At 69.1% G+C, this 24,622-nt stretch carries 26 protein-coding genes; 14 read left to right on the forward strand and 12 right to left on the reverse strand.

Annotation, left to right across the window (positions count from 1 at the left end):
• Positions 1-68 precede the first annotated feature (68 nt).
• From BJ972_RS16810 to BJ972_RS16825, 4 genes are read left to right on the forward strand one after another with little or no spacing between them, the layout of a single operon-like run.
• A complete protein-coding gene (locus BJ972_RS16810) occupies positions 69-671 on the forward strand; it encodes a TetR/AcrR family transcriptional regulator (RefSeq protein WP_129176050.1) in 603 nt (200 codons plus the stop codon).
• The gene (locus tag BJ972_RS16815) at positions 668-1,939 is read left to right on the forward strand and encodes an MFS transporter (protein WP_241830853.1); all 1,272 of its coding nucleotides are present in this window, start codon (positions 668-670) and stop codon (positions 1,937-1,939) included. The genes BJ972_RS16810 and BJ972_RS16815 overlap by 4 nt, the downstream gene beginning before the upstream one ends.
• Complete coding sequence (locus BJ972_RS16820; protein WP_129176048.1) at positions 1,936-3,174, forward strand: alanine racemase; 1,239 nt, start codon at positions 1,936-1,938, stop codon at positions 3,172-3,174. The genes BJ972_RS16815 and BJ972_RS16820 overlap by 4 nt, the downstream gene beginning before the upstream one ends.
• Entirely contained in the window at positions 3,171-4,538 is a 1,368-nt protein-coding gene (locus BJ972_RS16825; protein WP_129176046.1) for a D-arabinono-1,4-lactone oxidase, read from the forward strand. Before BJ972_RS16820 ends, BJ972_RS16825 begins: the two co-directional genes overlap by 4 nt.
• 28 nt (positions 4,539-4,566) lie before the next feature.
• Here BJ972_RS16825 and BJ972_RS16830 read toward each other — a convergent pair whose 3' ends face one another.
• From BJ972_RS16830 to BJ972_RS16840, 3 genes are all read right to left on the reverse strand, one after another.
• Entirely contained in the window at positions 4,567-5,298 is a 732-nt protein-coding gene (locus BJ972_RS16830) for a hypothetical protein (RefSeq protein ID WP_129176044.1), read from the reverse strand.
• A gap of 137 nt (positions 5,299-5,435) precedes the next feature.
• The gene (locus tag BJ972_RS16835; protein ID WP_129176042.1) at positions 5,436-6,170 is read right to left on the reverse strand and encodes an ABC transporter permease; all 735 of its coding nucleotides are present in this window, start codon (positions 6,168-6,170) and stop codon (positions 5,436-5,438) included.
• The gene (locus BJ972_RS16840) at positions 6,167-6,898 is read right to left on the reverse strand and encodes an ABC transporter ATP-binding protein (protein WP_129176040.1); all 732 of its coding nucleotides are present in this window, start codon (positions 6,896-6,898) and stop codon (positions 6,167-6,169) included. The genes BJ972_RS16835 and BJ972_RS16840 overlap by 4 nt, the downstream gene beginning before the upstream one ends.
• A 120-nt stretch (positions 6,899-7,018) precedes the next feature.
• Between BJ972_RS16840 and BJ972_RS16845 the strand changes: the two genes are divergently transcribed.
• Both BJ972_RS16845 and BJ972_RS16850 read left to right on the forward strand, forming a co-directional pair.
• On the forward strand, positions 7,019-7,585 hold the full coding sequence (locus BJ972_RS16845) for a LemA family protein (protein WP_129176039.1): 567 nt from the start codon (positions 7,019-7,021) through the stop codon (positions 7,583-7,585).
• A gap of 81 nt (positions 7,586-7,666) precedes the next feature.
• A complete protein-coding gene (locus tag BJ972_RS16850) occupies positions 7,667-8,539 on the forward strand; it encodes a M48 family metalloprotease (RefSeq protein ID WP_129176037.1) in 873 nt (290 codons plus the stop codon).
• 14 nt (positions 8,540-8,553) lie between these two features.
• Here the strand turns inward: BJ972_RS16850 and BJ972_RS16855 are convergent, their stop codons facing one another.
• Entirely contained in the window at positions 8,554-9,759 is a 1,206-nt protein-coding gene (locus tag BJ972_RS16855; protein WP_179419960.1) for a winged helix-turn-helix domain-containing protein, read from the reverse strand.
• A 193-nt stretch (positions 9,760-9,952) separates the two neighbouring features.
• Here BJ972_RS16855 and BJ972_RS16860 point away from each other — a divergent pair, with 193 nt between their 5' ends.
• From BJ972_RS16860 to BJ972_RS16870, 3 genes are all read left to right on the forward strand, one after another.
• Entirely contained in the window at positions 9,953-11,182 is a 1,230-nt protein-coding gene (locus BJ972_RS16860; protein ID WP_241830851.1) for an AI-2E family transporter, read from the forward strand.
• Positions 11,179-12,402 (forward strand): threonine ammonia-lyase, encoded by a 1,224-nt coding sequence (gene ilvA / locus BJ972_RS16865; RefSeq protein WP_129176035.1) that lies wholly within the window; start codon positions 11,179-11,181, stop codon positions 12,400-12,402. Before BJ972_RS16860 ends, ilvA begins: the two co-directional genes overlap by 4 nt.
• A 102-nt stretch (positions 12,403-12,504) precedes the next feature.
• A complete protein-coding gene (locus BJ972_RS16870) occupies positions 12,505-14,148 on the forward strand; it encodes an MFS transporter (RefSeq protein WP_179419961.1) in 1,644 nt (547 codons plus the stop codon).
• A gap of 18 nt (positions 14,149-14,166) precedes the next feature.
• On the opposite strand, the gene greA is transcribed toward BJ972_RS16870, so the two are convergent.
• Complete coding sequence (greA, locus tag BJ972_RS16875; RefSeq protein ID WP_129176031.1) at positions 14,167-14,658, reverse strand: transcription elongation factor GreA; 492 nt, start codon at positions 14,656-14,658, stop codon at positions 14,167-14,169.
• A 58-nt stretch (positions 14,659-14,716) separates the two neighbouring features.
• Positions 14,717-15,118: a DUF4307 domain-containing protein gene (locus BJ972_RS16880; RefSeq protein WP_164989963.1), complete on the reverse strand. Its 402-nt coding sequence runs from the start codon at positions 15,116-15,118 to the stop codon at positions 14,717-14,719.
• A gap of 68 nt (positions 15,119-15,186) precedes the next feature.
• On the opposite strand from BJ972_RS16880, the gene BJ972_RS16885 reads away from it, so the two are divergent.
• Positions 15,187-15,552, forward strand: a complete 366-nt coding sequence (locus tag BJ972_RS16885; RefSeq protein WP_129176027.1) for a hypothetical protein — start codon at positions 15,187-15,189, stop codon at positions 15,550-15,552.
• Positions 15,553-15,568: 16 nt separating this feature from the next.
• Here the strand turns inward: BJ972_RS16885 and trhA are convergent, their stop codons facing one another.
• Positions 15,569-16,375, reverse strand: a complete 807-nt coding sequence (gene trhA / locus BJ972_RS16890) for a PAQR family membrane homeostasis protein TrhA (protein ID WP_129176025.1) — start codon at positions 16,373-16,375, stop codon at positions 15,569-15,571.
• 52 nt (positions 16,376-16,427) lie between these two features.
• Between trhA and BJ972_RS16895 the strand changes: the two genes are divergently transcribed.
• The 4 genes from BJ972_RS16895 to BJ972_RS16910 all read left to right on the forward strand — a co-directional run bounded on the left by BJ972_RS16895 (position 16,428) and on the right by BJ972_RS16910 (position 21,057).
• Positions 16,428-17,213: an isoprenyl transferase gene (locus BJ972_RS16895; protein WP_129176023.1), complete on the forward strand. Its 786-nt coding sequence runs from the start codon at positions 16,428-16,430 to the stop codon at positions 17,211-17,213.
• 44 nt (positions 17,214-17,257) lie between these two features.
• On the forward strand, positions 17,258-18,376 hold the full coding sequence (locus tag BJ972_RS16900; RefSeq protein ID WP_129176021.1) for an aminotransferase class V-fold PLP-dependent enzyme: 1,119 nt from the start codon (positions 17,258-17,260) through the stop codon (positions 18,374-18,376).
• Between the two features lie 238 nt (positions 18,377-18,614).
• Positions 18,615-19,949, forward strand: coding sequence for an RNA 5'-3' helicase PhoH2 (phoH2, locus tag BJ972_RS16905; protein WP_129176183.1), 1,335 nt, complete (start codon positions 18,615-18,617; stop codon positions 19,947-19,949).
• 109 nt (positions 19,950-20,058) lie between these two features.
• Complete coding sequence (locus BJ972_RS16910; RefSeq protein WP_129176019.1) at positions 20,059-21,057, forward strand: hypothetical protein; 999 nt, start codon at positions 20,059-20,061, stop codon at positions 21,055-21,057.
• Here BJ972_RS16910 and BJ972_RS16915 read toward each other — a convergent pair.
• The 5 genes from BJ972_RS16915 to xseA all read right to left on the reverse strand — a co-directional run.
• A complete protein-coding gene (locus BJ972_RS16915; protein ID WP_218851494.1) occupies positions 20,993-22,357 on the reverse strand; it encodes a class II fumarate hydratase in 1,365 nt (454 codons plus the stop codon). The genes BJ972_RS16910 and BJ972_RS16915 overlap by 65 nt on opposite strands.
• A gap of 101 nt (positions 22,358-22,458) precedes the next feature.
• Positions 22,459-23,103 carry a carbonic anhydrase gene (locus tag BJ972_RS16920; RefSeq protein ID WP_129176015.1) on the reverse strand — a complete coding sequence of 215 codons (645 nt, stop codon included), beginning with the start codon at positions 23,101-23,103 and terminating at the stop codon, positions 22,459-22,461.
• Complete coding sequence (locus tag BJ972_RS16925; RefSeq protein WP_129176013.1) at positions 23,100-23,753, reverse strand: DUF4245 domain-containing protein; 654 nt, start codon at positions 23,751-23,753, stop codon at positions 23,100-23,102. Before BJ972_RS16925 ends, BJ972_RS16920 begins: the two co-directional genes overlap by 4 nt.
• Positions 23,753-23,977, reverse strand: coding sequence for an exodeoxyribonuclease VII small subunit (locus BJ972_RS16930; RefSeq protein ID WP_129176011.1), 225 nt, complete (start codon positions 23,975-23,977; stop codon positions 23,753-23,755). The genes BJ972_RS16925 and BJ972_RS16930 overlap by 1 nt, the downstream gene beginning before the upstream one ends.
• A gap of 20 nt (positions 23,978-23,997) precedes the next feature.
• Positions 23,998-24,622, reverse strand: a 625-nt coding sequence (gene xseA / locus BJ972_RS16935; RefSeq protein WP_179419962.1) for an exodeoxyribonuclease VII large subunit, incomplete at its 5' end; no start/stop codon positions are given.

The raw sequence follows: 24,622 nt of genomic DNA on the forward strand, positions 1-24,622 counted from the left end.
ACGCTAGCGGTCATCGTGCATACTGGTGCGACTGGGTCGACCGTCCCAGTTGGGTGTGAAGGAGCGCCATGGGTCGCCGTATCTCCGCCGACGAGCGCCGCATCGCCCTCGTCGCAGCAGCACTCCGCGTAGCCGCGCGCCGCGGCATCTCCCATGCTACGACTCGCGCCATCGTGGCCGAGGCGGGGATGTCGCTCGCGAGCTTCCACTACGTCTTCGAGTCACGGGATGCGTTCCTCGCCGAGGTGATCCGCACCGTCGTCGATGACGAGTTGCACGCTGTGCTGCCCGACGTCGAGCCGGCCGCGACGCTCCGCGACACGATCGCGTCGGGTCTCGAGCGCTATCTCTCGCACGTGCGCCGCGAACCCGGCGAAGAGCTCACGATGCTCGAACTGACGTGGCACTCCCTCCGCACCCCTGAGCTCGCGGGTCTCGCCGGCAGCCAGTACGAGAGCTATCGCGCGTTCGCCCGAGCGGCGCTCGAGGCCGCGGCCGGCTTCCACGACTGCCGCTGGCGCATCCCCGTCGACGACGTCGCACGCCTCCTCGTCTCGTTCACCGACGGCCTCACGATCGACTGGCTCGTCCACGAGGACGAGGCGGCATCCGCCCTCATCGTCGGTGCGTCGGCCGACGCCATCGCCTCCCTCGCCGAGGCTGCCTCGTGACGACGCCGGGCACCGCGCCCGCGTCGCCACCCGCCGCGGTGAGCGAACCCACGCGTCGCGTCGGGGGAGCCTGGATCTCGACGTTCGCGATCGCGTGGCTCGGCATCTGGATGGCGCAGCTGACCCCGGTGCAGCTCCTTCTCCCCGCCCAGATCGACGCGCAACTGCACCCGGATGACTGGACGGAGAGCGTCTTCGCCTTCGGGGCGATCTCGGGACTCGCCGCTGTCGCGATCATCATCGCCTACCCCCTGACGGGCGCGCTCTCCGACCGCACGACGTCGCGCTTCGGCCGACGCCGACCGTGGATCCTGGTCGGCGCCCTCGTCTTCGCGGGTGCGCTCGTCGCCCTCGGATTCGCGACCGACATCGTGCAGATCGCGCTCTGGTGGATCCTCGCGATGGTGGGCTTCTGCATCATGACCGCGGCCCTCACGGCGACGATCTCCGACCAGGTGCCGATCGGGCAACGCGGCTTCGTCTCGGGATGGCTATCGGCACCGCAGGCGATCGGCACGATCCTCGGTCTCGTCATCGTGACGGAGTTCTTCACCGGTCCGGCGGCGGGGTACGCCGTCATCGCCGTCCTGCTCATCGCCTTCGTGCTTCCCTTCCTCACGCGCCCCGACATCCCGCTCGATGCGCGCACGAAGACGAAACTCGACGCTCGCGGCATCCTCGGCTCGCTCTGGATCTCGCCGAGGAAGCACCCGGACTTCGGGTGGACGCTCCTCGGCCGCATCCTCGTGAACATCGGCAACGCGCTCGGAACGGGCCTCCTGCTCTACTTCCTCATGTTCGAGCTCGACGACCCGAACGCCGAAGAGAACCTCATCGTGCTCACGCTCGTCTATATGGTCTTCGTGATCATCGCCGCGCTCGTGCTCGGGCGGCTCTCCGACCGCATCGGCCGCCGACGCGCGTTCGTCTTCGTCGCGTCGGCGCTGCAGGGCGTCGCCGCGCTCCTCCTCGCGTTCGTGCCGAGCCTGCCGATGGCGATGGTCGCCGCGGGCTTCCTCGGGCTCGGCTACGGATGCTTCCTCGCGGTCGACCAGGCCCTCGCGACGCAGGTGCTGCCCGATCCCGCCTCGCGCGGGAAGGACCTCGGCATCATGAATATCGCGAGCGCCGTGCCGCAGGCGATCGGCCCGCTCCTCGGTGCGCTCGCCGTAGTCATGACGGGGTCGTTCACCCTCGTCTTCGTTCTCGCCGCACTGTGCGCCTTCGCCGGCGCCGCGGCCGTCTGGCGTGTTCGGAGTGTCCGTTGACGAACCTCGATCTCCTTCCCCCGGCGACGGATCGCGCGTGGCTCGACCCGGCGCGGTACTGGGGTGAGCTCGACGCGGCCACCCGGCACCTCGACGCGCCCGTCGGCGCCCTCAGCCTCGATGCCCTGCGGCACAACGCCCACGACATGCTGCGGCGGGCCGGTGGTCGCCCGATCCGCGTCGCGAGCAAGTCGCTGCGTGTGCGCGGTGCTCTCGAGGCGCTGCTCGCCGTACCGGGTTATCGCGGGGTGCTCGCCTACACGCTCGCCGAGGCGCTCTGGCTCGCCGACAGCGTCGACGACATCGTCGTGGGCTATCCGACCGCCGAGCGCGGCTCGATCCACCGTCTCGCGACGTCGCCCGAGTTCGCCTCGCGTGTGACCCTCATGATCGACTCGCCCGATCAACTCGACCTCATCGACGCGGTGCTGCCGCCCGGCGAGCGCGAGACGATCCGCGTGTGCCTCGAACTCGACGCGTCGTGGAACGCGCCCGTGCTCGGCCACCTCGGTGTGCGTCGCTCGCCCATCCACCACCCCGACGATGCCGGCGCCCTCGCGGCGTACATCGTCGCGCGGCCCGGCTTCGAGCTCGTCGGCGTGATGGCGTACGAGGCCCAGATCGCGGGTGTCACGAACCAGCCCGAGGGCAAGCCGTTCGACGGCGCCGTCAACCGGTGGATGCAGGGCCGGTCGGAGCGCGAACTGCACGAGCGCCGCGGCCTCGCCGTCGCCGCCGTGCGGAAGCACGCCGACCTCGAGTTCGTCAACGGCGGAGGCACCGGCTCGCTCGAGAGCACGGCGGCGGATGACTCGGTGACGGAGATCGCGGCCGGAAGCGGTCTCTTCGGAGGGCACCTGTTCGACGGCTACGTGCACTTCACGCCCGCACCCGCTGCCGCCTTCGCGCTCGACGTCGTGCGGAACCCCACGCCCGAGCACGCGACGATCCTCGGCGGCGGCTGGATCGCCTCGGGGCCGCCGAGCCCGAATCGGGTGCCGCGCATCGTCTGGCCCGAGGGCCTCTCGATGGTCGGCCGCGAGGGTGCGGGAGAGGTCCAGACTCCCGTCACGGGAGACGCAGCACGGCTCCTGCGCCCGGGCGATCGCGTGTGGCTGCGTCACACCAAGTCGGGGGAGCTCAGCGAGCACCTCGCGTCGTTCGCGGTCGTCGACGGTGACCGCGTGATCGGCGAGCTGCCGACGTATCGAGGTGAAGGGAAGGCGTTCCTGTGACCGCGACGGGAAGCACATGGCGCAACTGGGCGCGCACCGAGACGGCTCGCCCGGCTCGCGTGGAGCGCCCGGCGACGCCATCCGCCGTTCAACGCGCGGTTCGAGCGGCGGCGGCGCAGGGGCTCGGTATCAAAGCGGTCGGCGCGGGGCACAGCTTCACGGGCATCGCCGTGGCCCCCGGCGTGCTCCTCGACCTCACCGACCTGTCGGGACTGCTCTCGGTCGACCGCGACACCGCGCGAGCGACGTTCCTCGCCGGCACGCGTCTGCATCAGCTTCCCGCTCTCCTCGCCCCCTACGGGCTCGCGCTCGCGAACATGGGCGACATCGATCGCCAGTCGATCGCGGGGGCGACGTCGACCGGCACGCACGGCACGGGGATCGGCTTCGGCGGCCTCGCCACCCAGATCGTCTCGGTCACGCTCGTCGACGGCACGGGCGAGTTCGTGCGCGTCTCGGAATCGGAGAACGCCGAACTGCTGCCCGCCGCCCGCCTCGGGCTCGGAGCGCTCGGCATCGTCGTCGAGGTGACGCTGCAGCTCGTACCCGCCTATGTGCTGCACGCGGTCGAGCGCCCCGAGTCGCTCGACGAGGTGCTCGGAGCGTGGGAGGAGCGAGTTCGCGCCGCCGACCACTTCGAGTTCTACTGGTTCCCGCACACCGACCGCGCCCTCACGAAGACGAACACGCGGCTTCCCGCCGACGCTCCGCTGAAGCCCCTCGGCCGCGTCGGCCGCTGGGTCGACGACGAGCTGCTCGCGAACGGTCTCTACCGCGCGACGTGCGCTCTCGGCACCGCCGTGCCCGCGATCGTCCCCCGCTTCGCGAAGATCGTCGATCGCGTCACCGGCAACCGCGAGTTCACCGACCTCTCGCCGAACGTGTTCGTGACGAACCGCACGGTGCGCTTCAAGGAGATGGAGTACGCGATCCCGCTCGCCGAGGTGCCCGCGGCGCTCGCCGAGATCCGCGCCCTGATCGACGAGCGCGGGTGGCGCATCTCGTTCCCGCTCGAGATCCGTGCCGCTGCCGCCGACGACAACTGGCTCTCGACCGCCTACGGCCGCGAGTCGGGCTACATCGCGGTGCACCGCTACTACCGCGAAGACGAGCGCGAGTACTTCGCGGCGGTCGAGGCGATCCTCTTCGGTCGCGGCGGCCGGCCGCACTGGGGCAAGATGCACTCGCTCGGCGCCGAAGAACTCGCCTCGATCTACCCGCGATTCGACGACTTCCGGGCGATCCGCGACCTTCTCGATCCGGCGGGACTCTTCACCAACGCCTACCTCCGGCGGGTGCTCGGAAACCCCTCGGCCGAGAGCGCGGATGGTAGGGCCACACACGCGTTCCCGGCCGAGGGGTGATGCACGAGCTCGAGCGAGCTCGCTCCGTCTAGGGGCAGCCCCAGTAGGTCTGGCCTTCCCACTCGATCGGAACGAGGGTCGCGCCCGGGCACGGGCCGCAGTCGTCGTTCGCCGGGGGAGTGGGTGCGCTCGGCGCGGGGGCGGCAGCGGATGCCGCGGGAGTCGCCTCGCTCGAGGAGGATTCGGTCCACGAGCTCGATGCGGCTTCGCTCGCGGCTGCGGCCTGGCGCTCGGCCTCGACGCGCGCGGCCTCGGCGGCCTGTGCAGCCTCAGCGGCGATGCGGGCGGCTTCGGCGGCCTCCCACGCGAGGGTCTCGGCACCCACGGTCTTCTGCAGCTCGCGGAGAGTCTGGACGGCGTCGCGGTGAAGGGATCCGCTCCGCTCGTCGAGGGACGCCTCGAGGTCGGCGACGCCGGCTGCGAGAGCGGTGCGCGAGGCTTCCTGCGCCTTGCCCTCGCTCACGACGAGGAGCGAGGACGCACGATCGAGCTCGGCCTGCGCTGCCGAGGCGGCGGACGTGCCGCGAGCATCGGCGAGGTCGATGCCGGTGGCGCCGATTCCGACCCGTGACGAGTTCTCGGCGACGGCGAGAGCGCGCACCTCGAGTGAGCGGGCTGTCGCGGCCTGAGCCATGCCCGAAGACACGGCCGTTCCGACGAGCAACATGATTGCGGCGCCCGCAAGGCCGACGGCGAGCCAGCGGTAGGAGCGAGTGAGTGACGTTCCGATCGAACGGAATTCGCCATGATGCCAGGTCATCCGGATCTCCTGCTCCGGGTAAGCGTGTTCTCGGGTTGTCCGCCGGGTCGCGGTTCGGGGTACCCGAATCGTTCCATAGCGTTTCTCGGGGCAGCAAACCCCCCGAACGGGGCGTTTCGCGGCGGTGTTGAAACGGTTTATCGAGTGCGTCGCCGCAGGGTGATCGAACCGACGGCGATCGCGCCGACGACCCACGCGAGAATCACGCCGAGCTTCGTGAGCACGTACCCCAGATCCTCGGAATCGGCTGCGACCGCGTTGAGGGCGTCGATCGCGAAGCTCAGGGGCAGCCAGTCGCTGATCGCCTCGAGCACGGCGGGCAGCTGATCGCGCGGCAGGAAGATGCCGCCGAGGAGGATCTGCGGGAACACGAAGGCCGGCATGAACTGCACGACCTGGAACTCGGACCGCGCGAACGCGCTCGCGAGCAGCCCGAGGGCGGTTCCGAGCAGAGCATCGGCGATCGCGACGGCGAAGAGCAGCCCGAGCGGCCCGCTGATCTCGAGGCCGCAGACCCACACGGCGAAGCTCACCGCGATGGCGGTCTGTACGACACCGATGAGACCGAACGCGAGGCCGTAGCCGAGCAGGAAGTCGCCCTTGCCGAGCGGCATCGACAGCAGCCGTTCGAGCGTGCCGCTCCGGCGCTCGCGCAGCGTCGAGATGCTCGTGATGAGGAACATCACGATAAAGGGGAACAGGGCGATCATCGCCGGACCGATCGTCGCGAAGACCGAAGTGTCGGTGAAGATCCACGCGATCAACCCGATGAGGAGGCTCGGCACGAGCAGCAGGAGGGCGACTGTACGGGGGTCGTGGCGTACCTGCGTCAGGACGCGCCCGGTCGTCGCGAGCGTGCGCGCGGCGTTCACGACTCGCGCCGTTCGATGAGGGTGAGGAACGCCGCCTCGGCATCGGAGGCTCCCGTCTCGGCGAGGAGGCCGGCCGGGGTCGTATCGGCGATGATCGCGCCGTCGCGCACGAGCACGAGGCGGTCGCACCGTGTCGCCTCGTCCATGACGTGGCTCGAGACGAGAAGGGTGCGACCGTCGTCCGCCAGCTCGCGGAAGAGCTCCCAGAGCTCGACGCGCAGGACAGGATCGAGTCCGACCGTCGGCTCGTCGAGCACGAGGATCTCGGGGGAGCCGAGGAGGGTTGCGGCGAGAGAGACCCGTCGCTCCTGGCCGCCGGAGAGAGTTCCGACGCGTCGATCGGCGACCGTAGAGAGGCGCGTGCGGCGGATGACGCGCTCGACGTCATCCCGATCGGTTCCGAGGACCCGCGCGAAGTACCGGAGGTTCTGGCGCACCGAAAGGTCGTCGTAGACGCTCGCCTGCTGCGTGAGGTAGGCGACCCGTGAGCGCAAGGCGCGCGACCCGGCGGGAAGGCCGAGCACGGTGACGCTGCCGGAAGCGATGACCTGGGCGCCGACGATCGAGCGCATGAGCGTCGTCTTGCCGCTTCCGCTCGGGCCGAGGATGCCGAGGATCGCGCCCGCGGGAACGGTCAGATCGAGCCCGTCGATGACGCGCGAACGACCGCGCGTGACCCTCAGATCACGAATCGCGATGGCGGCCTCGACCTCGAGCTGTGCGCCCACGAGGCGAGCATACGCCCGCCGGGTTCCTTTGAGTCTCCCGGGAACGGCCTGAGCGACCGAAGGCCCCTCGATACAATCGAGGTGCACCGCCGCGCCCACACAGCACAAGGAGTTTCCGCCATGGAATGGCTCATCCCGCTCATCATCGTCGTCGTTCTCGTCCTGATCGTCGGCATCTACCTCTGGGCGACCTACAACTCGCTCGTGACGCTCAATGTGCGCGTCGACGAGGCGTGGAGCGACATCACGGTGCAGCTCAAGCGTCGAGCCGACCTCATCCCGAACCTCATCGAGGCGGTGAAGGGCTACGCGGCCCACGAGAAGTCGGTCTTCGAGAACGTGACCCGTGCCCGCGCCGAGACGCTCTCGGCCCAGGGCCCGGCCGATGCGTCGGTCGCTGAGAACCACATGCAGCAGGCGCTCAAGTCGGTCTTCGCGGTCGCCGAGGCCTACCCGCAGCTGCAGGCGAGCCAGAACTTCCTCCAGCTCCAGGGCGAGCTCGTCGACACCGAAGACAAGATCCAGGCGTCGCGCCGGTTCTACAACGGCGGCGTGCGCGAGCTGAACACCAAGATCAAGGTCTTCCCGAACACCCTCTTCGTGCGCGGCCTCGGCTTCTCCGAGCGCGACTTCTTCGAGGTCACCGAGCCGGCGGCCATCGCCGAGCCGCCCCGCGTGCAGTTCTAAGCATTCACATCCGCCCTCGGGCCTCGCCCTCGCCTCGGTCGAGACGGCGAGGCCCTCCCTCGTACTCCGGACGGGCCATCCATGTATCGCGCAATCGCCAAGAACAAGCGCAACACGTTTTTCATCCTCGTGTTCTTCATGCTCATCATCGGTGGGTTGGGGTGGCTTGCGAGCGTCATCTACAACAACATCTCGATCGTGGTCATCACGGTCGTCGTCGCTTCGGCGTACGCGTTGTTCCAGTACTTCATGGCCGACAAGCAGGCCATCGCGATGAGCGGTGCGATCCGCGTCGAGAGCTCGCGCGATCACCCGCGGCTGTGGCGCACCGTCGAGAACCTCTCGATCACCACGGGCATGCCGATGCCGAAGGTGTACATCATCTCCGACCCCGCCCCCAATGCGTTCGCGACCGGGCGCGATCCCGAGCACGCCGTCGTCGCGGCGACGACGGGGCTCCTCGAACTCATGGATGACGCGGAGCTCGAAGGCGTCATGGCGCACGAGCTGGGTCACGTGAAGAACCTCGACATCCGCGTCTCGATGATCGTCTTCGGACTCGTCGTCGCCGTCGGCTTCATCTCGGACATGTTCCTGCGCATGGCGTTCTTCGGCCGTAACAACAACGGCAACCCGATCGTCATGATCATCGGCCTCGTCGCGATGCTCGTCGCCCCCATCGTCGCGACGATGGTGCAGCTCGCCGTGTCGCGTCAGCGCGAGTACCTCGCCGACGCGACGGGCGCGATGACGACGCGACACCCCGAGGCCCTCGCCCGCGCGCTCGAGAAGCTGCAGGCGTACGGCCGCCCGGTGCAGAAGCAGAGCTCGTCGATGGCCCACATGTGGATCGCCGACCCGCTGAAGCCGGGCGCGATCGACAAGCTCTTCGCGACGCACCCCCCGATCGCGGAGCGCGTCGAGCGCCTGCGCACCATGGGCGGCAGCTTCTAGGTCAGGCGCGGTCGCTACCCGGCGCGCACCGCCGATGCCAGGGCCGGCGTGAGGTTTCCGCGTTCCGACACGGTGATCGAGTCGAGCCCCTGCCAGCTCGCCGCCTCGCGGAGCGCGGGCAGGATGCGTTCGGCCGTGTCGACGGGAGCGTTCGGCTCGGTCCACGCCGATTGCACGCGGAGCACTCCGGCCTTGCGGTCACTCTTCAGATCGATGCGTCCGACGACGTCGTCGTCGATGAGCACGGGCAGCGAGTAGTAGCCGAAGATGCGCTGGGGCTCGGGCGTGTAGATCTCGATGCGGTAGTGGAAGTCGAAGAGCCGCTCGTTCCGCGGGCGGAACCACACGACGGGGTCGAACGGTGAGAGAAGTGCCGCCGCATCGATGCGACGTGGTCGCCGTGCGTCACGGTGCAGCCACGCGGGTGTGGGGCGCGTGCCCGTCATCCACCCGTCGACGGTGACGGGTTCGAGCACACCGTCGTCGACGAGGCTCTCGATCGCTCGCCGCACCGGCGCGCGCTTCATGCGGAAGTAGTCGGCGAGATCGGCCTCGGTCGCGACGCCGAATGCGCGAGCGGCGTGCTCGACGAGGGCCTGCACCGACTCATCGACCGGGGCGTCGGCGGCCTCCGCCGCAGTGAGAACTTGCTCGGGCAGGGCGTAGACGCGCTCGAACCGGGTGCGCTCGACGCAGACGACGTCGCCCTGCAGCCAGAGCTTCTCGAGCGCGATCTTCACGTCGGACCAGCCCCACCATGCGCCGCGGCGCTCGTTCGCGTCGTGTTCGATCGTGCTCGCGCGCAGCGGCCCGTGGGCGGCGACCTCCGCGAGGAGCCACTCGATGAGGGGGCGCTGCGCCGAGCTCCACGAATCGGGTGCGGCTTCCCGCGCCCGGAACTCGTCGCGTCGGAAGGCGAAGAGCGGCCAGTCCTCTCGCGGAACGAAGGCGGCCTGGTGCGCCCATGACTCGATCATGCGCCCGCGGCGCCCGTACGTGAGCCGATCGAGATCTCCGCGGTCGTAGTGGCCGAGTCGGCTGAGCAGGGGGAGGTAGTGGCTGCGCTCGAAGACGTTGACCGAGTCGATCTGCAGCAGGCCGAGTCGATCGACGACGCCCGAGAGCGCACGGATGCCGGTCGACGCCGGCTTCGGCCGGCCGAACCCCTGAGCCGCGAGAGCGATACGGCGGGCCTGGGGGAGCGAGAGCGACGACGGCATGATCGCCGACGCTAACAGTGACGACCGACATCGCGTGCCCCCCACGGTCTCGGCGTCACGAATGTGCTCTTCGATGCGCGTGAAGAGCACATTCGTGACGCCGAGACGGGTACTCGAGGGCGTGAGACGTCGGACGGGAGAGAGTTGCCGGCGCATGGGGTCTTCGGCATATGCCCGGTCGTAGACTGAACCGGTGACGGAGAGCGGCAAGCCGAAGCGGGTACGACTCCTCGGCGCGCGCCGGAAGACCGACGACGAGGCTTCTGCCGCCGAGACCCCGACGATCGAGACGAGCATTCCGTTCGGCATGCGTCTCGCCGCGGCCTGGTCGTGGCGCCTCCTGCTCGTCGGAGCCGTGCTCGCGGTCGTCATCTTCCTCGTCGTGCAGCTCCGGCTCATCGTCATCCCGATCCTCGTCGCGGTCCTGCTCGGTGCACTTCTCGTGCCGTTCGTGACGTTCCTGCAGCGGCATCGATGGCCCAAATGGCTCGCGGTCACCGTCGCGATGGTCGGCACGCTCGCGTTCGTCGGCGGCCTCCTGACCCTCGGCATCTGGCAGATCGTGCGCGGCGCCTCCGACCTCGCCGCCCAGAGCGTCGTCGCGTGGACCGATATCAAGGCGGCCCTGCTCGCATCGCCGCTCCACATCACCGAAGAGCAACTGAGCCAGGCGTTCGCGTCGATCGTGCAGACGGTGCAGCAGGACAGCGGCGTCTTCGTGACGGGGGCGCTCTCGCTCGGATCGAGCCTCGGCCACTTCCTGGCCGGAATGCTGCTCGCGCTCTTCGCGACGCTCTTCATCCTCATCGACGGCCGCGGCATCTGGCAGTGGGTCGTGCGCATCTTCCCGCGTCGCGCCCGACGTGCGGTCGACGGTGCGGGCACCGCCGGGTTCACGACCCTGCAGAACTTCGTCAAGGTGCAGATCCTCGTCGCGACGATCGACGCCATCGGCATCGGTCTCGGCGCGTTCTTCCTCGGCGTTCCCCTCGCCATCCCGATCTCGATCCTCGTGTTCCTCGGATCGTTCATCCCCATCGTCGGCGCCGTCGCCACGGGCGCCCTCGCGGTCTTCGTCGCCCTCGTCTACAACGGCTGGGTCATCGCGCTCATCATGCTCGGCGTCGTGCTGCTCGTGCAGCAGGTCGAGGGCCATGTGCTGCAACCGCTCATCATGGGAACGGCCGTCAAGGTGCATCCCCTCGCCGTCGTGCTCGCGGTCGCCGCCGGGTCGTTCCTCGCCGGCATCCCCGGCGCCCTCTTCGCCGTGCCCGTCGCCGCATGCCTCAACGTGATCATCACTTACATCGCGAGCGGCGCCTGGAAACCCGATGCTCCACCCCTCACCGAGCCACCGAACTCGGCCCTTTGGCACACCGTCCCGCAGAAGCGGCCCGGTTACTCGCAGGACGGAAACGAATGACCGGACCACTCCTCGCCGACTTCGAGGCGGCGCGAGCCGTCGTCGAGCGCGTCGCGCGCCGCACGCCCATGGAGAGCTCGCGCTACCTCGCCGAGAGATTCGGTTCGCCCGTGTTCCTCAAGTGCGAGAACCTGCAGCGCACGGGCTCCTACAAGCTGCGCGGCGCGTACAACCGCATCTCCGCGCTGAGCGACGAGGAGAAGGCACGCGGCGTCGTCGCGGCGTCGGCCGGCAACCACGCCCAGGGCGTCGCCTACGCCGCACGCGAGCTCGGCATCGCCGCCACGATCTTCATGCCCGTCGGCGTCGCCCTGCCGAAGCTCGAGGCGACGCGGGCATACGGCGCCGACGTCGTGCTGAGCGGCAACGCGATCGGTGAGACCCTCGAAGCGGCCGCGGCCTTCGCCGCTGCGACGGGCGCGGTCCTCATCCCGCCGTACGATCACATCGACGTCGTCGAGGGGCAGGGAACGCTCGGCCTCGAGATCCTCGACCAGGTTCCGGATGTCGCGACGATCGTCGTCCCCATCGGCGGAGGCGGCCTCGCATCGGGCGTCGCGAGCGCCGCGAAGCAGCGGGCCGAGCGCGAAGGGCGCACGATCCGCATCGTGGGCGTGCAGGCCGCCAACGCGGCCCCGTACCCCGTGTCGATCGAAGCGGGCGAGCCGCAGGCCGTGCCCGTCGTGCCGACGATCGCCGACGGCATCGCCGTCTACCGACCGGGGCAGCTGAACTTCGAGATCATCCGCGAGTACGTCGACGAGATCGTCACCGTCTCCGAGGACGACATCGCGCGCGCCCTCCTCATGCTGCTCGAGCGTGCGAAGCTCGTCGTCGAGCCCGCCGGCGCCGTCTCGGTCGCGGCCCTCCTTGCCGGGCTCATCGACTCCGACGGCCCCATCGTCGTCGTGCTGTCGGGCGGCAACATCGACCCCCTGCTCATGCAGCGCGTCATCGCCCACGGTCTCGCGGCCTCCGACCGTTACCTCACGTTCGGACTCGGCCTGCCCGATCGCCCCGGTCAGCTCGCGCTCATCGCCGAACTGCTCGCGGGAGCGAACGCCAACGTCATCGAGGTGCTGCACACGCGGCACCAGGCCGACCTCAAGATCAGCGAGGTCGAGATCCAACTGAGCGTCGAGACGCGTGGCCCCGAGCACCGTGAGCACGTCATGCAAGTACTGCGCGACGCGGGATACGAGCCGCGCATCCACCGCTGAGGATGAGTCTGCTTCCCGAGCGTGCATCGCGAGTGCCATACTCGCGGTGAACGGCTCCGGCACCACGTCTTCAGACCGGGCCCGCTCGACGGGAGCTCTGTGATGAAGAAGTGGATCGCGGTCATCGTGCTGGGCGCTGCGCAGTTCGTGATGGTGCTCGACAGCACCGTGATGAACGTGTCGATCTCGACGGTCGTGAAGGACCTCGACACGAGCGTCGCAGCGATGCAGAGCGCCATCACGTTCTACACGCTCACCATGGCAGCCGCGATGCTGCTCGGAGCGAAGCTCGGCGACGTGTGGGGCCGGCGGAGGGCATTCGTCGTCGGATCGATCGTATACGCGTGCGGCTCGCTCATCACCGGCCTCAGCCCGAACATCACAACGCTCTTCCTCGGGTGGTCGGTCATCGAGGGGCTCGGCGCCGTACTCGTCATCCCCGCGATCGCGGCCCTCATCGCGACGAACTACACGGGGCGGGATCGGGTCACCGCGTTCGCCCTCATCGGCGCCGTGTCCGGAGCCGCGGTCGCCGCGGGTCCGCTCATCGGCGGGTTCGTCACGACGTACTTCGACTGGCGCTACGTGTTCTTCGCCGAGGTCGTCATCATGGTCGCCGTGCTCTTCGCGGCGCGGTTCGTCGCCGACCCGAGCCGGCCGCAGAAGACCGGGATCGACCTCGTGAGCGTCGCACTCTCGGCGGTCGGCCTCGTCGCGGTGGTCTACGGCCTGTTGCAGAGCAAGACGTGGGGCTGGATCCTGCCGCTCCACCCACCTGTCGTCAACGGCGTGAGCATCGAACCGCTCGGCCTCTCGCTCGTGCCGTACTTCGTCGTCGGGGGAGCGGCACTGCTCTGGGCGTTCGTCTCCCGGCAGAAGCACCTCGTCGCGCGAGGCCGGGTTCCGCTCATCCATCCCGCGCTCTTCTCGATCACGCCCCTGCGTGCCGGGCTCTCGGTGCTCGGGGCGCAGTATGCGATCACGGCGGCGATCTTCTTCGTCGTCCCTGTCTACCTGCAGATGACCCTCGGCCTCGACGCGCTCGAGACGGGTCTCAGGATCTTCCCGCTCTCGATCGCGCTCATCCTCTTCTCGATCGTCGGAACGAGGCTCTCCGACCGCTGGTCTCCCCGCCTCATCGCTCGCATCGCCCAGGTCGTGCTCGTCGTGAGCGGTGCCGTGCTGCTCGCCTCACTCTCGCTCGACCTCCGCAACGTGCTTTTCGCAGTGGGGATGTTCAGCACCGGGGCGGCGCTCGGCCTGCTCGCCTCTCAGCTCGGCAACGTCAACATGTCGAGCGTGGGCGAGAACGAGACGAGCGAGGTCGGCGGCCTGCAGGGCGTGTTCCAGAACCTCGGCTCGTCGCTCGGCACGGCCCTCATCGGTTCGGTCCTCATCGCGTCGCTCGCGGGATCGTTCGCCGCGGGCGTGCAGTCGAGCGACCTTCCGTCCGCCGCGAAGAGCGCCGTGTCGTCGGCGACGAGCGCCGGGGTCGAGATCGTTCCCGTCGCGGGGGTGGACGCCATCGTCACGAAGGCCGGGCTCTCCGAGGATGATGCCGCAACCCTCACGACGATCTACGCCGACTCGCAGGTGTCGTCGTTGCGCGTGTCGTTCGTCGTGATCGTGCTGCTCGCGCTCGTCTCCCTCGTGCTCTCACGCAATCTGCCGTCCCGCCCCGCGGGTCAGCGGGACGAGACGGCAGAGGTGTCGGTCGATCCGAAACCGGTGTCGAGTTCGGGATGACGAGAAGGACGTGTCGGGCTACTGGCCGCCCCACGTGGCGACGCCCGTGACCTTCGCGGAGATCTCGCGGCCGTTCGGCGCGGTGTAGGTCGTCGAGTCGCCGACCTTGAGACCGAGGATCGCGGCGCCGAGCGGGCTCTGCTCGCTGTAGACGTCGAGCTCGGAGTCGCCGGCGATCTCACGGCTGCCGATGAGGAAGGTGGTCTCGTCGCCCGCGATGATCGCGGTGATGACCGTGCCGATCTCGACGACACCACTCGACTGGGGCGCCTCACCGACCTCGACGTGGCGAAGGAGCTCGGTGAGCTGACGGATGCGGGCCTCCTGCTTGCCCTGCTCGTCCTTCGCAGCGTGGTAGCCGCCGTTCTCCTTCAGGTCGCCTTCTTCACGAGCAGCCTCGATGCGCTTCGTGATCTCTTCGCGGCCCGCGGTGCTGAGGTGCTCGAGCTCGCCGGCCAGTCGGTCGTACGCTTCCTGCGTGAGCCAGGTGGTCTGCGTTTCCTCTGCCATGTGAACACTCCCCGGGATAGACGTGACGCCCTGACAACGTCAGGGCGAATGTCCTAGTTTAGGTGAGCCAGCACTCGTAAATCAAACCTGTGTTCGCTTCTTGGGAGACACGGACGTTCTCGACGAGTGCGCGCGTGTATCGATCGGACGCCGGGTATTCGACGACCTTCCATCCGACGACGACGAATCCCTCATTGAGCGCCTGCACCGCGCAGGCGGACGTGCGGCCGATCGGCACCGAGAGGTTGAACGCGACCTCGACGAAGCGCTCGTCGTTGTGCAGGGTGTGGCCCGTGTCCTTGGCCTCGAGCGTGGGCCGCGAACCGTCGAGCCCGGCCCACACGACCCACGCCGCGAAGACGGCGACGAAGCCGATCGCGACGATGATCAAGGTCCACCGGTCGCGCTTGGCGTTCCGCGGGGTACGTCCGTACCGGCTGGCGAGTATCTCGTCGGCCACGAAGCCACCTCCCGGGGATCGATTAGGCTGGAGTTCCAGCTTAACCGCCCGTGCGAAAGTGATCCGCCATGCTCTTCAGTCCGTTCGCGGCCGTCCTCGTCCGTGCAGCAGAGGAAGAGTTCAACCCCGACGATGTCACCCCCGGCATCTGGGGATTCGTGATCACCTTCCTGCTCATGGTCGCCGTGCTCCTGCTCGTGCTCGACATGGTCCGTCGCGTTCGTCGCACGAACTACCGCGCCGAGATCGACGAGCGACTGCAGGCCGAGGTCGCCGAGCGCGATGCGGCGGCTGCGGCCGTGGCCGTCGAGTCGACGCCGGCGTCGAGCGAGCCGCTCGTCATCGAGCCCGCGGCGACGGATGACGCGTCGAGCGTCGAGACCGCCCCGCCCGCGTCATCCGCCGAGAAGCCCGAGAGCGACGCGCGCTCCTGAGCGGACCGCGCCGCGCCTAGCCGACGTTGTAGGCGGGGGCGATCGCGATGAGGAGCGACGCCGTCCAGTGGCAGAGGAAGGCGAGCACCGTGCAGGTGTGGAAGATCTCGTGGAATCCGAACACCCCGGGAATCGGGTTCGGCTTCTTGATGCCGTACACGATCGCGCCGCCCGTGTAGAGAAGACCGCCGACGACGATGAGCACCATCATCGCGACGCTCACGGCGAGCAGGTCGCCGAGGTACATGACGGCCGCCCAGCCGAGCGCGATGTAGATCGGCACGTAGAGCCAGCGTGGCGCCGAGATCCAGAACACCCGGAAGCCGATGCCGATGAGCGCACCCGCCCACACGAGGACAAGGAGCAGGATGCCCTTCTCGGGCGGGAGCGCGAGGATCGCGAGAGGGGTGTAGGTGCCCGCGATGAGCAGGAAGATGTTCGCGTGGTCGATGCGCTTCAGCAGGATCTTCGTGCGCGGCTTCCAGTCGAAGCGGTGATAGAGCGCCGAGTTGCCGAAGAGCAGCAGCGACGTGAGCATGAAGACCGCCGACGCCCACTTCGCGGGGGCGCCGTCGGCGAGGCTGATGAGCACGATGCCGAGGGCGATGGCCACGGGGAACGTGCCCGCGTGGATCCAGCCGCGCCACGTCGGCCGCACCTCGGCAGCGTTCGCGGGCGACGCATCGAGGAGGGGTATGTGCGGCAGATCGGGCCCCTCACGGTCGTCACGAGCGACGGCGGCATCGGCGGGCGACAGCTCGGACACCGGGCGCTGCAGCGATTCGCCGACGTCGTCCGGTTCTCGTGTGGGGGGCACGTTCATGGATACACCCTACGACCGCGAGACGGGGGCCGACTGGGAGTAGCGTAGTGCCGTGAGTTCAGCAGACGGGTCCCCAGGCAGCGGTCTGCTCTACCGGCTCTACCAGCGCAGGATCCGCCGGGGCCTCGACCCCGCGACCCTGCCCGGTCACGTCGCGATGATCATCGACGGCAACCGCCGGTGGGCGAAGCAGCTCGGCTATCAGACCGCATCGCACGGGCACCGCGCCGGGGCCGCGAAGATGCGCGAGTTCCTCGAGTGGTGCGACGATCTCGGCATCCGTGTCGTCACCCTCTACCTGCTCTCGAGCGACAACCTCACGAACCGACCCGATTCGGAGCTCTCCGACCTCATCGAGATCATCGCCGAACTCGCCGAGGAGCTCTCGCACTACCGAGACTGGCGCGTTCAGCACGTCGGGTCCGACGCCGGTCTGCCCGAGCCGCTCGTCGCGGCTCTCGACGCCGCCGAGGCGCGCACCCACGATCACCGGGGTCTGCACGTGAACCTCGCCGTCGGCTACGGCGGGCGCAAGGAGATCACCGACGCGATGCGCTCGATCGTCGCGAGCCACCACGCCGAGGGGCGGAGCCTCGAGGACCTCGCTGAGCGGCTCACGCCCGACCTCATCGGCGAGCACCTGTACACGGGCGGCCAGCCCGACCCCGACCTCGTCGTGCGCACCTCGGGAGAGCAGCGCCTCAGCGACTTCATGCTGTGGCAGTCGGCGCACAGCGAGTTCTACTTCGTCGAGGCGCTCGGGCCGAACCTCCGAGAGGTCGACTTCCTGCGTGCCCTCCGCGATTATGCGAAGCGCAACCGCCGCTTCGGCGGCTGAAACTCGTCGTACTCGGTGACGGCCGGCTCTGCCACAATGGGCCGGTGATCCCAGACAGCTATCTCGCCGGGTACGCCGAAGAACCCGGTTACCTCGACTACGGCCGCTTCGGTCCGCTCGCCGAATCGGCGGCCATCGAGGCGCGGGTGTTCAACGACTCGCTCGCTCGCGTGCGTCACGGCAGTCTCGGTGTCTTCGCCGAGCAGGACGAGCGCTTGCGCACGGCGGTGTCGGTGCTCACCGGCTTCCGTCCCGACGCGATCGTCGCCCAGCCCAACACGACGGCCGGGCTCCTGCACACGATGTTCGGTCTCACCGGGTCGGTGCTCCTCTCGCCCGACGAGTTCCCGAGCCTCCCCATCGCCGCCTCCCGGGCGCGCGAGGCGCTGCACACCGTGCAACCCGTCTGGCTCGACACCGATCACGGGCACGTCACACCCGGCCGCGTGCGCGAGCAGCTCGAGTCCAACACCGCGGCGGTCGCCGTGAGCCTCGTCGACGCGCGCACGGGGTACCTGTGCGATCTCGAGGGCATCCGTCAGGTGATCGGCGACCGTCTCCTCATCGTCGACGCCATCCAGGGCTTCGGCGTCGTCGACGCGCCCTATGGCCTCGCCGACGTCGTCGTGTCGGGCGGGCAGAAGTGGTGCCGCGCGGGCTGGGGCACGGGCTTCCTCGCGCTCTCCGACCGCGCCCTCGAGTCGCTCACACCCGTGTTCTCGGGCTACGGCGGCACCGACGAGGTCGAGCCGTGGGGCCACGTGCCGCCGCCGAGCGGTCTCGCGCACGCGTACCTCACGAGCAATCCCGACCCGATCGCCGCCGCACGCCTCGCGGCGACGCTCGAGGAGATCGCCGAGGTCGGGGTCGCCGACATCAACGCGGCGATGGCGCTCGCCGTCAGCCGCGTCATCGATCTCGCCGACGAGTTCGGCATCCCCATCGCTTCGTCGCGTGCCGAGCGCGAACGAGCGGGCATCGTCGTGCTCGACCCGCCCGCCGAGCAGCTCACCCTCCTCACGGCATCGCTCCACAACCACGGCGTCACGGCGACGACGCGGCTCGGCACCGTGCGCCTCTCGATCCACGCCGGCACGTCGAGCGAGACGATCGACATGCTGCGCGCGGCGTTCGTGTCGTTCGGCAGCGCGGCGAACTACTGAGCAGGAGCCCCTGCACCCGTCATCCGTGTCCCGAAGATTAACGGCGCGTTTTCCTCCGCGTGTCGGTTCTCGGATTCCGCCGGAAGAGTCGTAGCGTTCGAGGCATCGGACAAGGCGTCCGATCGAGACGGTCACCGGCTCGTATCCCAGCCTCGTGGCCACTCGGAGAAGAGCCGAGCAGTTGCTCGGGGTGGGAGTGGTCGTGACCTCACTCGAATCGCCGAAATCCGCATCACGCCTGAAGGGCCAGAACAGCCCTGAGGCCGAAGCGGGAACACCCCAGACCGAGAGATCCTATGTATTGGATACCTCGGTTTTGTTGTCTGACCCGAAGGCACTCTTCCGGTTCGCCGAACACGCCGTCATCCTGCCGGTCGTCGTCATCACCGAGTTGGAGTCCAAGCGCAACGACCCCGAGATCGGCTACTTCTCGCGTCAAGCGCTCCGCATCCTCGACGAGCTGCGCGTGCAGCACGAACGTCTCGACTTCCCGATCCCGGTCGGCGAGGGCGGCTCGCTGCGCGTCGAGCTGAACCACTCGAACCCCTCGGTGCTCCCGAGCGGTCTGCAGCTCGGCGACAACGACTCCCGCATCCTCGCGTGCGCGATGAACCTCGCGAACGACGGTCTCGCGGTCACGGTCGTCTCGAAGGACCTGCCGCTGCGCGTCAAGGCAGCCTCGATCGGCCTCGACGCCCAGGAGTACCGCGCGGAGCTCGCGGTCGACTCGGGCTGGACGGGCATGGCCGAGACCACGATCGGGGCGAACGACATGGCCGCCCTCTACGAGAACGAGCGGATGACGCTCGCGGCCGCCGCCGACATGCCGGTGAACACCGGGCTCGTCGTGCACTCCGACCGCGGCTCGGCACTCGCTCGCGTCGTCGGCGATCGAGAAGTGCGACTCGTGCGCGGAGACCGCGACGTCTTCGGCCTGCACGGGCGTTCGGCCGAGCAGCGACTCGCGATCGATCTACTCCTCGACCCCGAGGTCGGCATCCTCTCCCTCGGAGGCCGCGCGGGAACCGGCAAGTCGGCGCTCGCGCTGTGCGCCGGCCTCGAGGCGGTGCTCGAACGGCAGCAGCACAAGAAGATCATGGTGTTCCGGCCGCTCTACGCGGTCGGCGGTCAGGAGCTCGGCTACCTCCCGGGTGATCAGGGCGAGAAGATGAACCCGTGGGGTCAGGCGGTGTTCGACACGCTCGGCTCCGTGGTCTCCGACAACGTGCTCGACGAGGTCGTGGAACGCGGCATCCTCGAGGTGCTGCCGCTCACTCACATCCGCGGTCGATCGCTGCACGACGCGTTCGTGATCGTCGACGAAGCCCAGTCGCTCGAGCGCAACGTGCTGCTGACGGTGCTCTCGCGCATCGGCCAGAACTCGCGCGTCGTGCTCACCCACGACGTCGCGCAGCGCGACAATCTGCGCGTCGGCCGTCACGACGGCGTCGCCTCGGTCATCGAGACGCTCAAGGGTCACCCGCTCTTCGCGCACATCACACTGACGCGCTCGGAGCGTTCGGCGATCGCCGCTCTCGTGTCGGAGATGCTCGACGGCACCGAGCTCGCGTAACGTTCGCAATTCAGGTCGACGCACGGTGTGTCGCCCTCGCGAGTGGCCTCGCGGGGGCGACACGCGTGTGCAGACCTGAATTGCGAACAGGGGAGAGAGGATGACCGGAGTGTCCGTCACCGAGAGCAAGCGCGACGAGCTCGCCCGCCGCCGCGCCCGCTGGGGAGTCGCGCTCGTCGCCTCCTCGATCGTCGCGCTCGGCGGCGTCTGGTTCGGTGGAGGGCTGATCGCGGGAACGGGCGTGCGCGGTGTCATCGGCGCGATCGTGCTGATCGCGATCGGCGTCGCTTACGTCGCCGGCATCGTCATACTGCTGCGTGCGTCGTGGACGACGAACCGTGTCGCGCGCATCGGAATGATGGTCGTCGTGTCCGGGACGCTCATCGCCAGCGTCGGTGGCGTCGTGCTCTTCGCCCTCGTCGACTCACGTGACCTCGTGGGTCTCATCATCACCCTCCCGATCGGCATCCTCGTCTCCGTGGGCGGCGCGATCACGGCGCTCATCGGGTGGCTGCTGAGGCCGCCGGCCGAGCCCCGCGCGCGGAACGTCGGCACGCCGCCGTCACCACGTGCCCGCCGGTGGGCGGGTATCGCCGTCACCGCAGGTCTCGCCGTCGTCATCGCCTTCGGCCTCTACGACGCCCTCGTGCTCTCGCCGCAGGCCATGGCGCCCGACTCCACGCTCGCCGACATCTACGCGCTCCTCGATCCCGCCGAGCGCGCGGGCGGCATCATCATGATCGTCGTCTGGGCGGCGTTCTGGAGCATCGTCACGTTGCTCGTGCTCGCCGTCGCACTCGTTCCCTGGACGGGCGGCGTCGGCCGCTGGCTCACGCCGAATCGCCTCGTGGTGCTCGGCCTCGCCCTGGCCTCCGTCGTGATCTTCTTCCAGGGCTGGTCGACGTTCTCACTCGGCAACACGATCTCCGACACCGTTCCGCCGATGGTCGGCACACGCTCCTGGCAGGCCGAGGTCTACTGGTTCGCCGGAACGGCATTCATGATCGTCGCGATCGTCCGGGCGCTCGTGCCCGGCCCCCGCCTCAGGCCTGAGGCGGACGCGTCATCGCGAGCAGGTCGAGAGCCGAGTCGAGCTGAGCCTCGGTGAGGTCGCCGCGTTCGACGTAGCCGAGGTCGATGACCGCCTCGCGCACCGTGATGCCCTGGGCGACCGAGTGCTTCGCGATCTTCGCCGCCGCCTCGTAGCCGATGACCTTGTTGAGCGGGGTCACGATCGAGGGCGACATGCCCGCGAGTGCGCTCGTGCGCTCGGTGTTCGCCTCGAGGCCGTCGACGGTCTTGTCGGCGAGCACGCGCGAGGCGTTCGAGAGCAGACGGATCGACTCGAGGAGCGCCGTTCCCATGACGGGGATCTGCACGTTGAGCTCGAACGAACCCGACGCGCCGGCCCACGCGATGGTCGCGTCGTTGCCGATGACCCGCGCGGCGACCATGAGCACGGCCTCGGGGATGACGGGGTTGACCTTGCCGGGCATGATCGACGATCCCGGCTGCAGGTCGGGGATGTGCAGCTCGCCGAGGCCGGTGTTCGGACCCGAGCCCATCCAGCGGATGTCGTTGCAGACCTTCGTGAGGCTGACCGCGATCGTGCGGAGCGCGCCCGACGCCTCGACGAGACCGTCGCGGTTGGCCTGAGCCTCGAAGTGGTCCTTGGCCTCGGTGATGGGCAGTTCGGTGTCGCGCTGCAGCAGCTCGATGACGAGCTGCGGGAAGCCGGCGGGGGTGTTGATGCCCGTGCCGACGGCGGTGCCGCCGAGCGGAACCTCGGCGACGCGGGGGAGCGCCGACTGCACGCGCTCGATGCCGAGTCGCACCTGGCGCGCGTAGCCGCCGAACTCCTGGCCGAGGGTCACCGGAGTGGCGTCCATGAGGTGCGTGCGGCCCGACTTCACGACGCCCGCCCAGGCCTCGGCCTTCGCCTCGAGGGCGACGGCGAGGTGGTCGAGAGCGGGGATGAGGTCGTCGATGAGCGCGCTCGTGACGGCGATGTGAACGGATGTCGGGAAGACGTCGTTCGACGACTGCGAGGCGTTGACGTGGTCGTTCGGGTGCACGGCGCTGCCGAGCTTCTCGGTCGCGAGCGTCGCGAGGACCTCGTTCATGTTCATGTTCGACGACGTGCCCGAACCGGTCTGGTACACGTCGACGGGGAAGTGCGCGTCGTGACGGCCCGAGATGACCTCATCGGCCGCATCGGCGATGGCGCGGGCGATGGCGGGGTCGAGAACACCGAGCTCGGCGTTGGCCTCGGCCGCTGCCTTCTTGATGCGCGCGAGAGCGGCGATCTGAGCGGGCTCGAGAGCCGAGCCCGAGATCGGGAAGTTCTCGACGGCGCGCTGGGTCTGCGCGCGGTAGAGGGCCGTGGCCGGAACCCGGACCTCGCCCATCGTGTCGTGCTCGATACGGTAGTCGGCGGTGTCCACCACGCTGTGTCCCTTTCAGTGCTTCGGCACGTCGATCGGCCGCGCGAGGTCGTCGCGCGCGTCGATCAGATGTGCCCGATGACGATGTCTGTCTCGGCGCGTCCTTCGACCAGACGGTAGTTCGCACCGACGATAGCCAGCGTACCCGCTGCGATCGCGTCGCTGATCACTTCGGACGACTCGAGAAGCTCGGCGACGGTGTTGCGCAGGTGCTCGCGGCCGACGTACGCGGCGTCGACGTCGCTGGGGTCGATCGGGGCGTCGTGCTCGCCACCCGAGACGCGGCGCACGGCGGGCACGATCTGGTCGACGATGCCCTGGATGTGGGGCGGCAGGGGAGCGGCGTCGGCGGCCTGGGAGTCGATCGCGGCACGCACGGCGCCGCAGTTGTCGTGACCCAGCACGAGGATGAGGGGGACGCCGAGGACCCCGACGCCGTACTCGAGTGAGCCGACGACGTCATCGGCGATGACCTGACCGGCGTTTCGCACGACGAAGGCGTCGCCGAGGCCGACGTCGAAGATGATCTCGGCCGAGAGGCGCGAGTCGCTGCAGCCGAAGATCGCGACGAGCGGACGCTGCGAGCCGGCCGTGTCGCGGCGGAACTCGACGTCCTGACGCGGGTGCTGGGGCGTGCCGGCGATGAAGCGCTCGTTGCCGCGGCGGAGCTCGCGCCAGGTCTCGGAGGGGGTGGAGGGCCTGGCGCTCACGATGATGCTCCTTGTCGTTCAGTGATCGAGGGGGCGATGGCCGTCGCGAGTTCGGTGAACTCGATCGGTTCGGCGCTGCCGAGGAGGATGAAGGTCTCGTCGCCGACCTCGGTCACCAGGCCGTAACGGGCGTTGCCGACATCCGCCGAGGACTTCCGGTTGTCGTAGACCGTCCAGTCGACGCCCGCGATGTCGACCGTGCCGACGGCGAGGGTCTTGTTGAGGCGTTCGGCGACCCACGTCGAGTTCGTCTCGAAGCCCTGGTAGAGACCGATGTACTCGTCGTCGGCGGTGAGGTAGCCGACGTACCAGGCCTGGATGTCGTCGGCCGTGGTGCGGAGCTCGGCGGCGTTCGAACGCCACCCCTGCGGCACGGACGGTACGACGAGGTCACGACCCGTCGAGACGGACGCGCCCTGGGCGACCGCGGCGACGTCGACGATCGGTTCGATCGGGGTGTCGCTGCGCGGAACGATGAGCACGATGAAGATCATCAGGCCGAGCGTCGCGATGAGTGCGTAGATGAGGTTCGAGACCGTCTGGCGCTGACGGTGGTTGCGCGAGTCGACGGCCTTGCGGGCCGCGGTCTCTTCGGGGGTCTCGGGGCGGCCGAGGTGGGCGACGACCCGGGGCGCGGTGTTCTTCGCCATCATGCGTCTGCCGCAGCGGCGCGCGCGGCGTCGAGACGGGCCTTCGCTCCGATGAGCCATTCCTCGCAGCGGGCGGCGAGCGCCTCGCCGCGCTCCCACAGGGCGAGCGATTGTTCGAGCGTCGACGCGCCCTGCTCGAGTTCGGCGACCACGCGGATGAGTTCGTCGCGCGCGTCTTCGTAGCTGAGCGCTGCGATGTCGTCGTGGGAGGGCATGGTGTCCATTCTATTCCGCGTGCGGACGGCTACTTCGAGGCTCCCGGGCCGCGGGAGACGGTGGTGAGGGTGCCGGCGGCGACGGTGAGCACGAGCTCGGTTGCCTCGGGTGCGTCGACGGGGTCGCGCAGCACATGGCCGTCGGGCAGCTGCGCGATCGCATAGCCGCGGTCGAGCGTCGCCTGGGGCGACAGGGCGCGCAACTGCGTGCGCAATTCGCCCGTCGCGGCGTGAGCCCGCTCGAGGATGCGGTCGACGAGGTCGGTGCCGCGGGCGACCCAGCGGGTGATCTCCTCCGCGCGCGAGTCGACGATCCAGTCGCGCTGCGCGAGCACGGGCCGCGAACGCAGCTGACCGACGCGGTCGATCTCGGTCGAGATGAGGCCGGTCAACCGCATGCCGAGGCGCGCGCGGGCCTGCTGCACGCGCGAGAGTTCTTCGGCGACATCCGGGACGACGCGCTTCGCGGCATCCGTCGGCGTCGACGCGCGGAGGTCGGCGACCTCGTCGAGGAGGGGGCGGTCGGCCTCGTGGCCGATGGCGCTCACGATGGGCGTCGTGGCGGCCGCGGCGGCACGCACCACGCGCTCGTCGCTGAAGCCGAGGAGGTTCTGGAAGTCGCCGCCGCCGCGCGCGACGATGATGACGTCGACC

Origin of the sequence: Agromyces atrinae, from assembly GCF_013407835.1 — a bacterium.
GTDB classification, from domain to species: Bacteria; Actinomycetota; Actinomycetes; order Actinomycetales; family Microbacteriaceae; genus Agromyces; species Agromyces atrinae.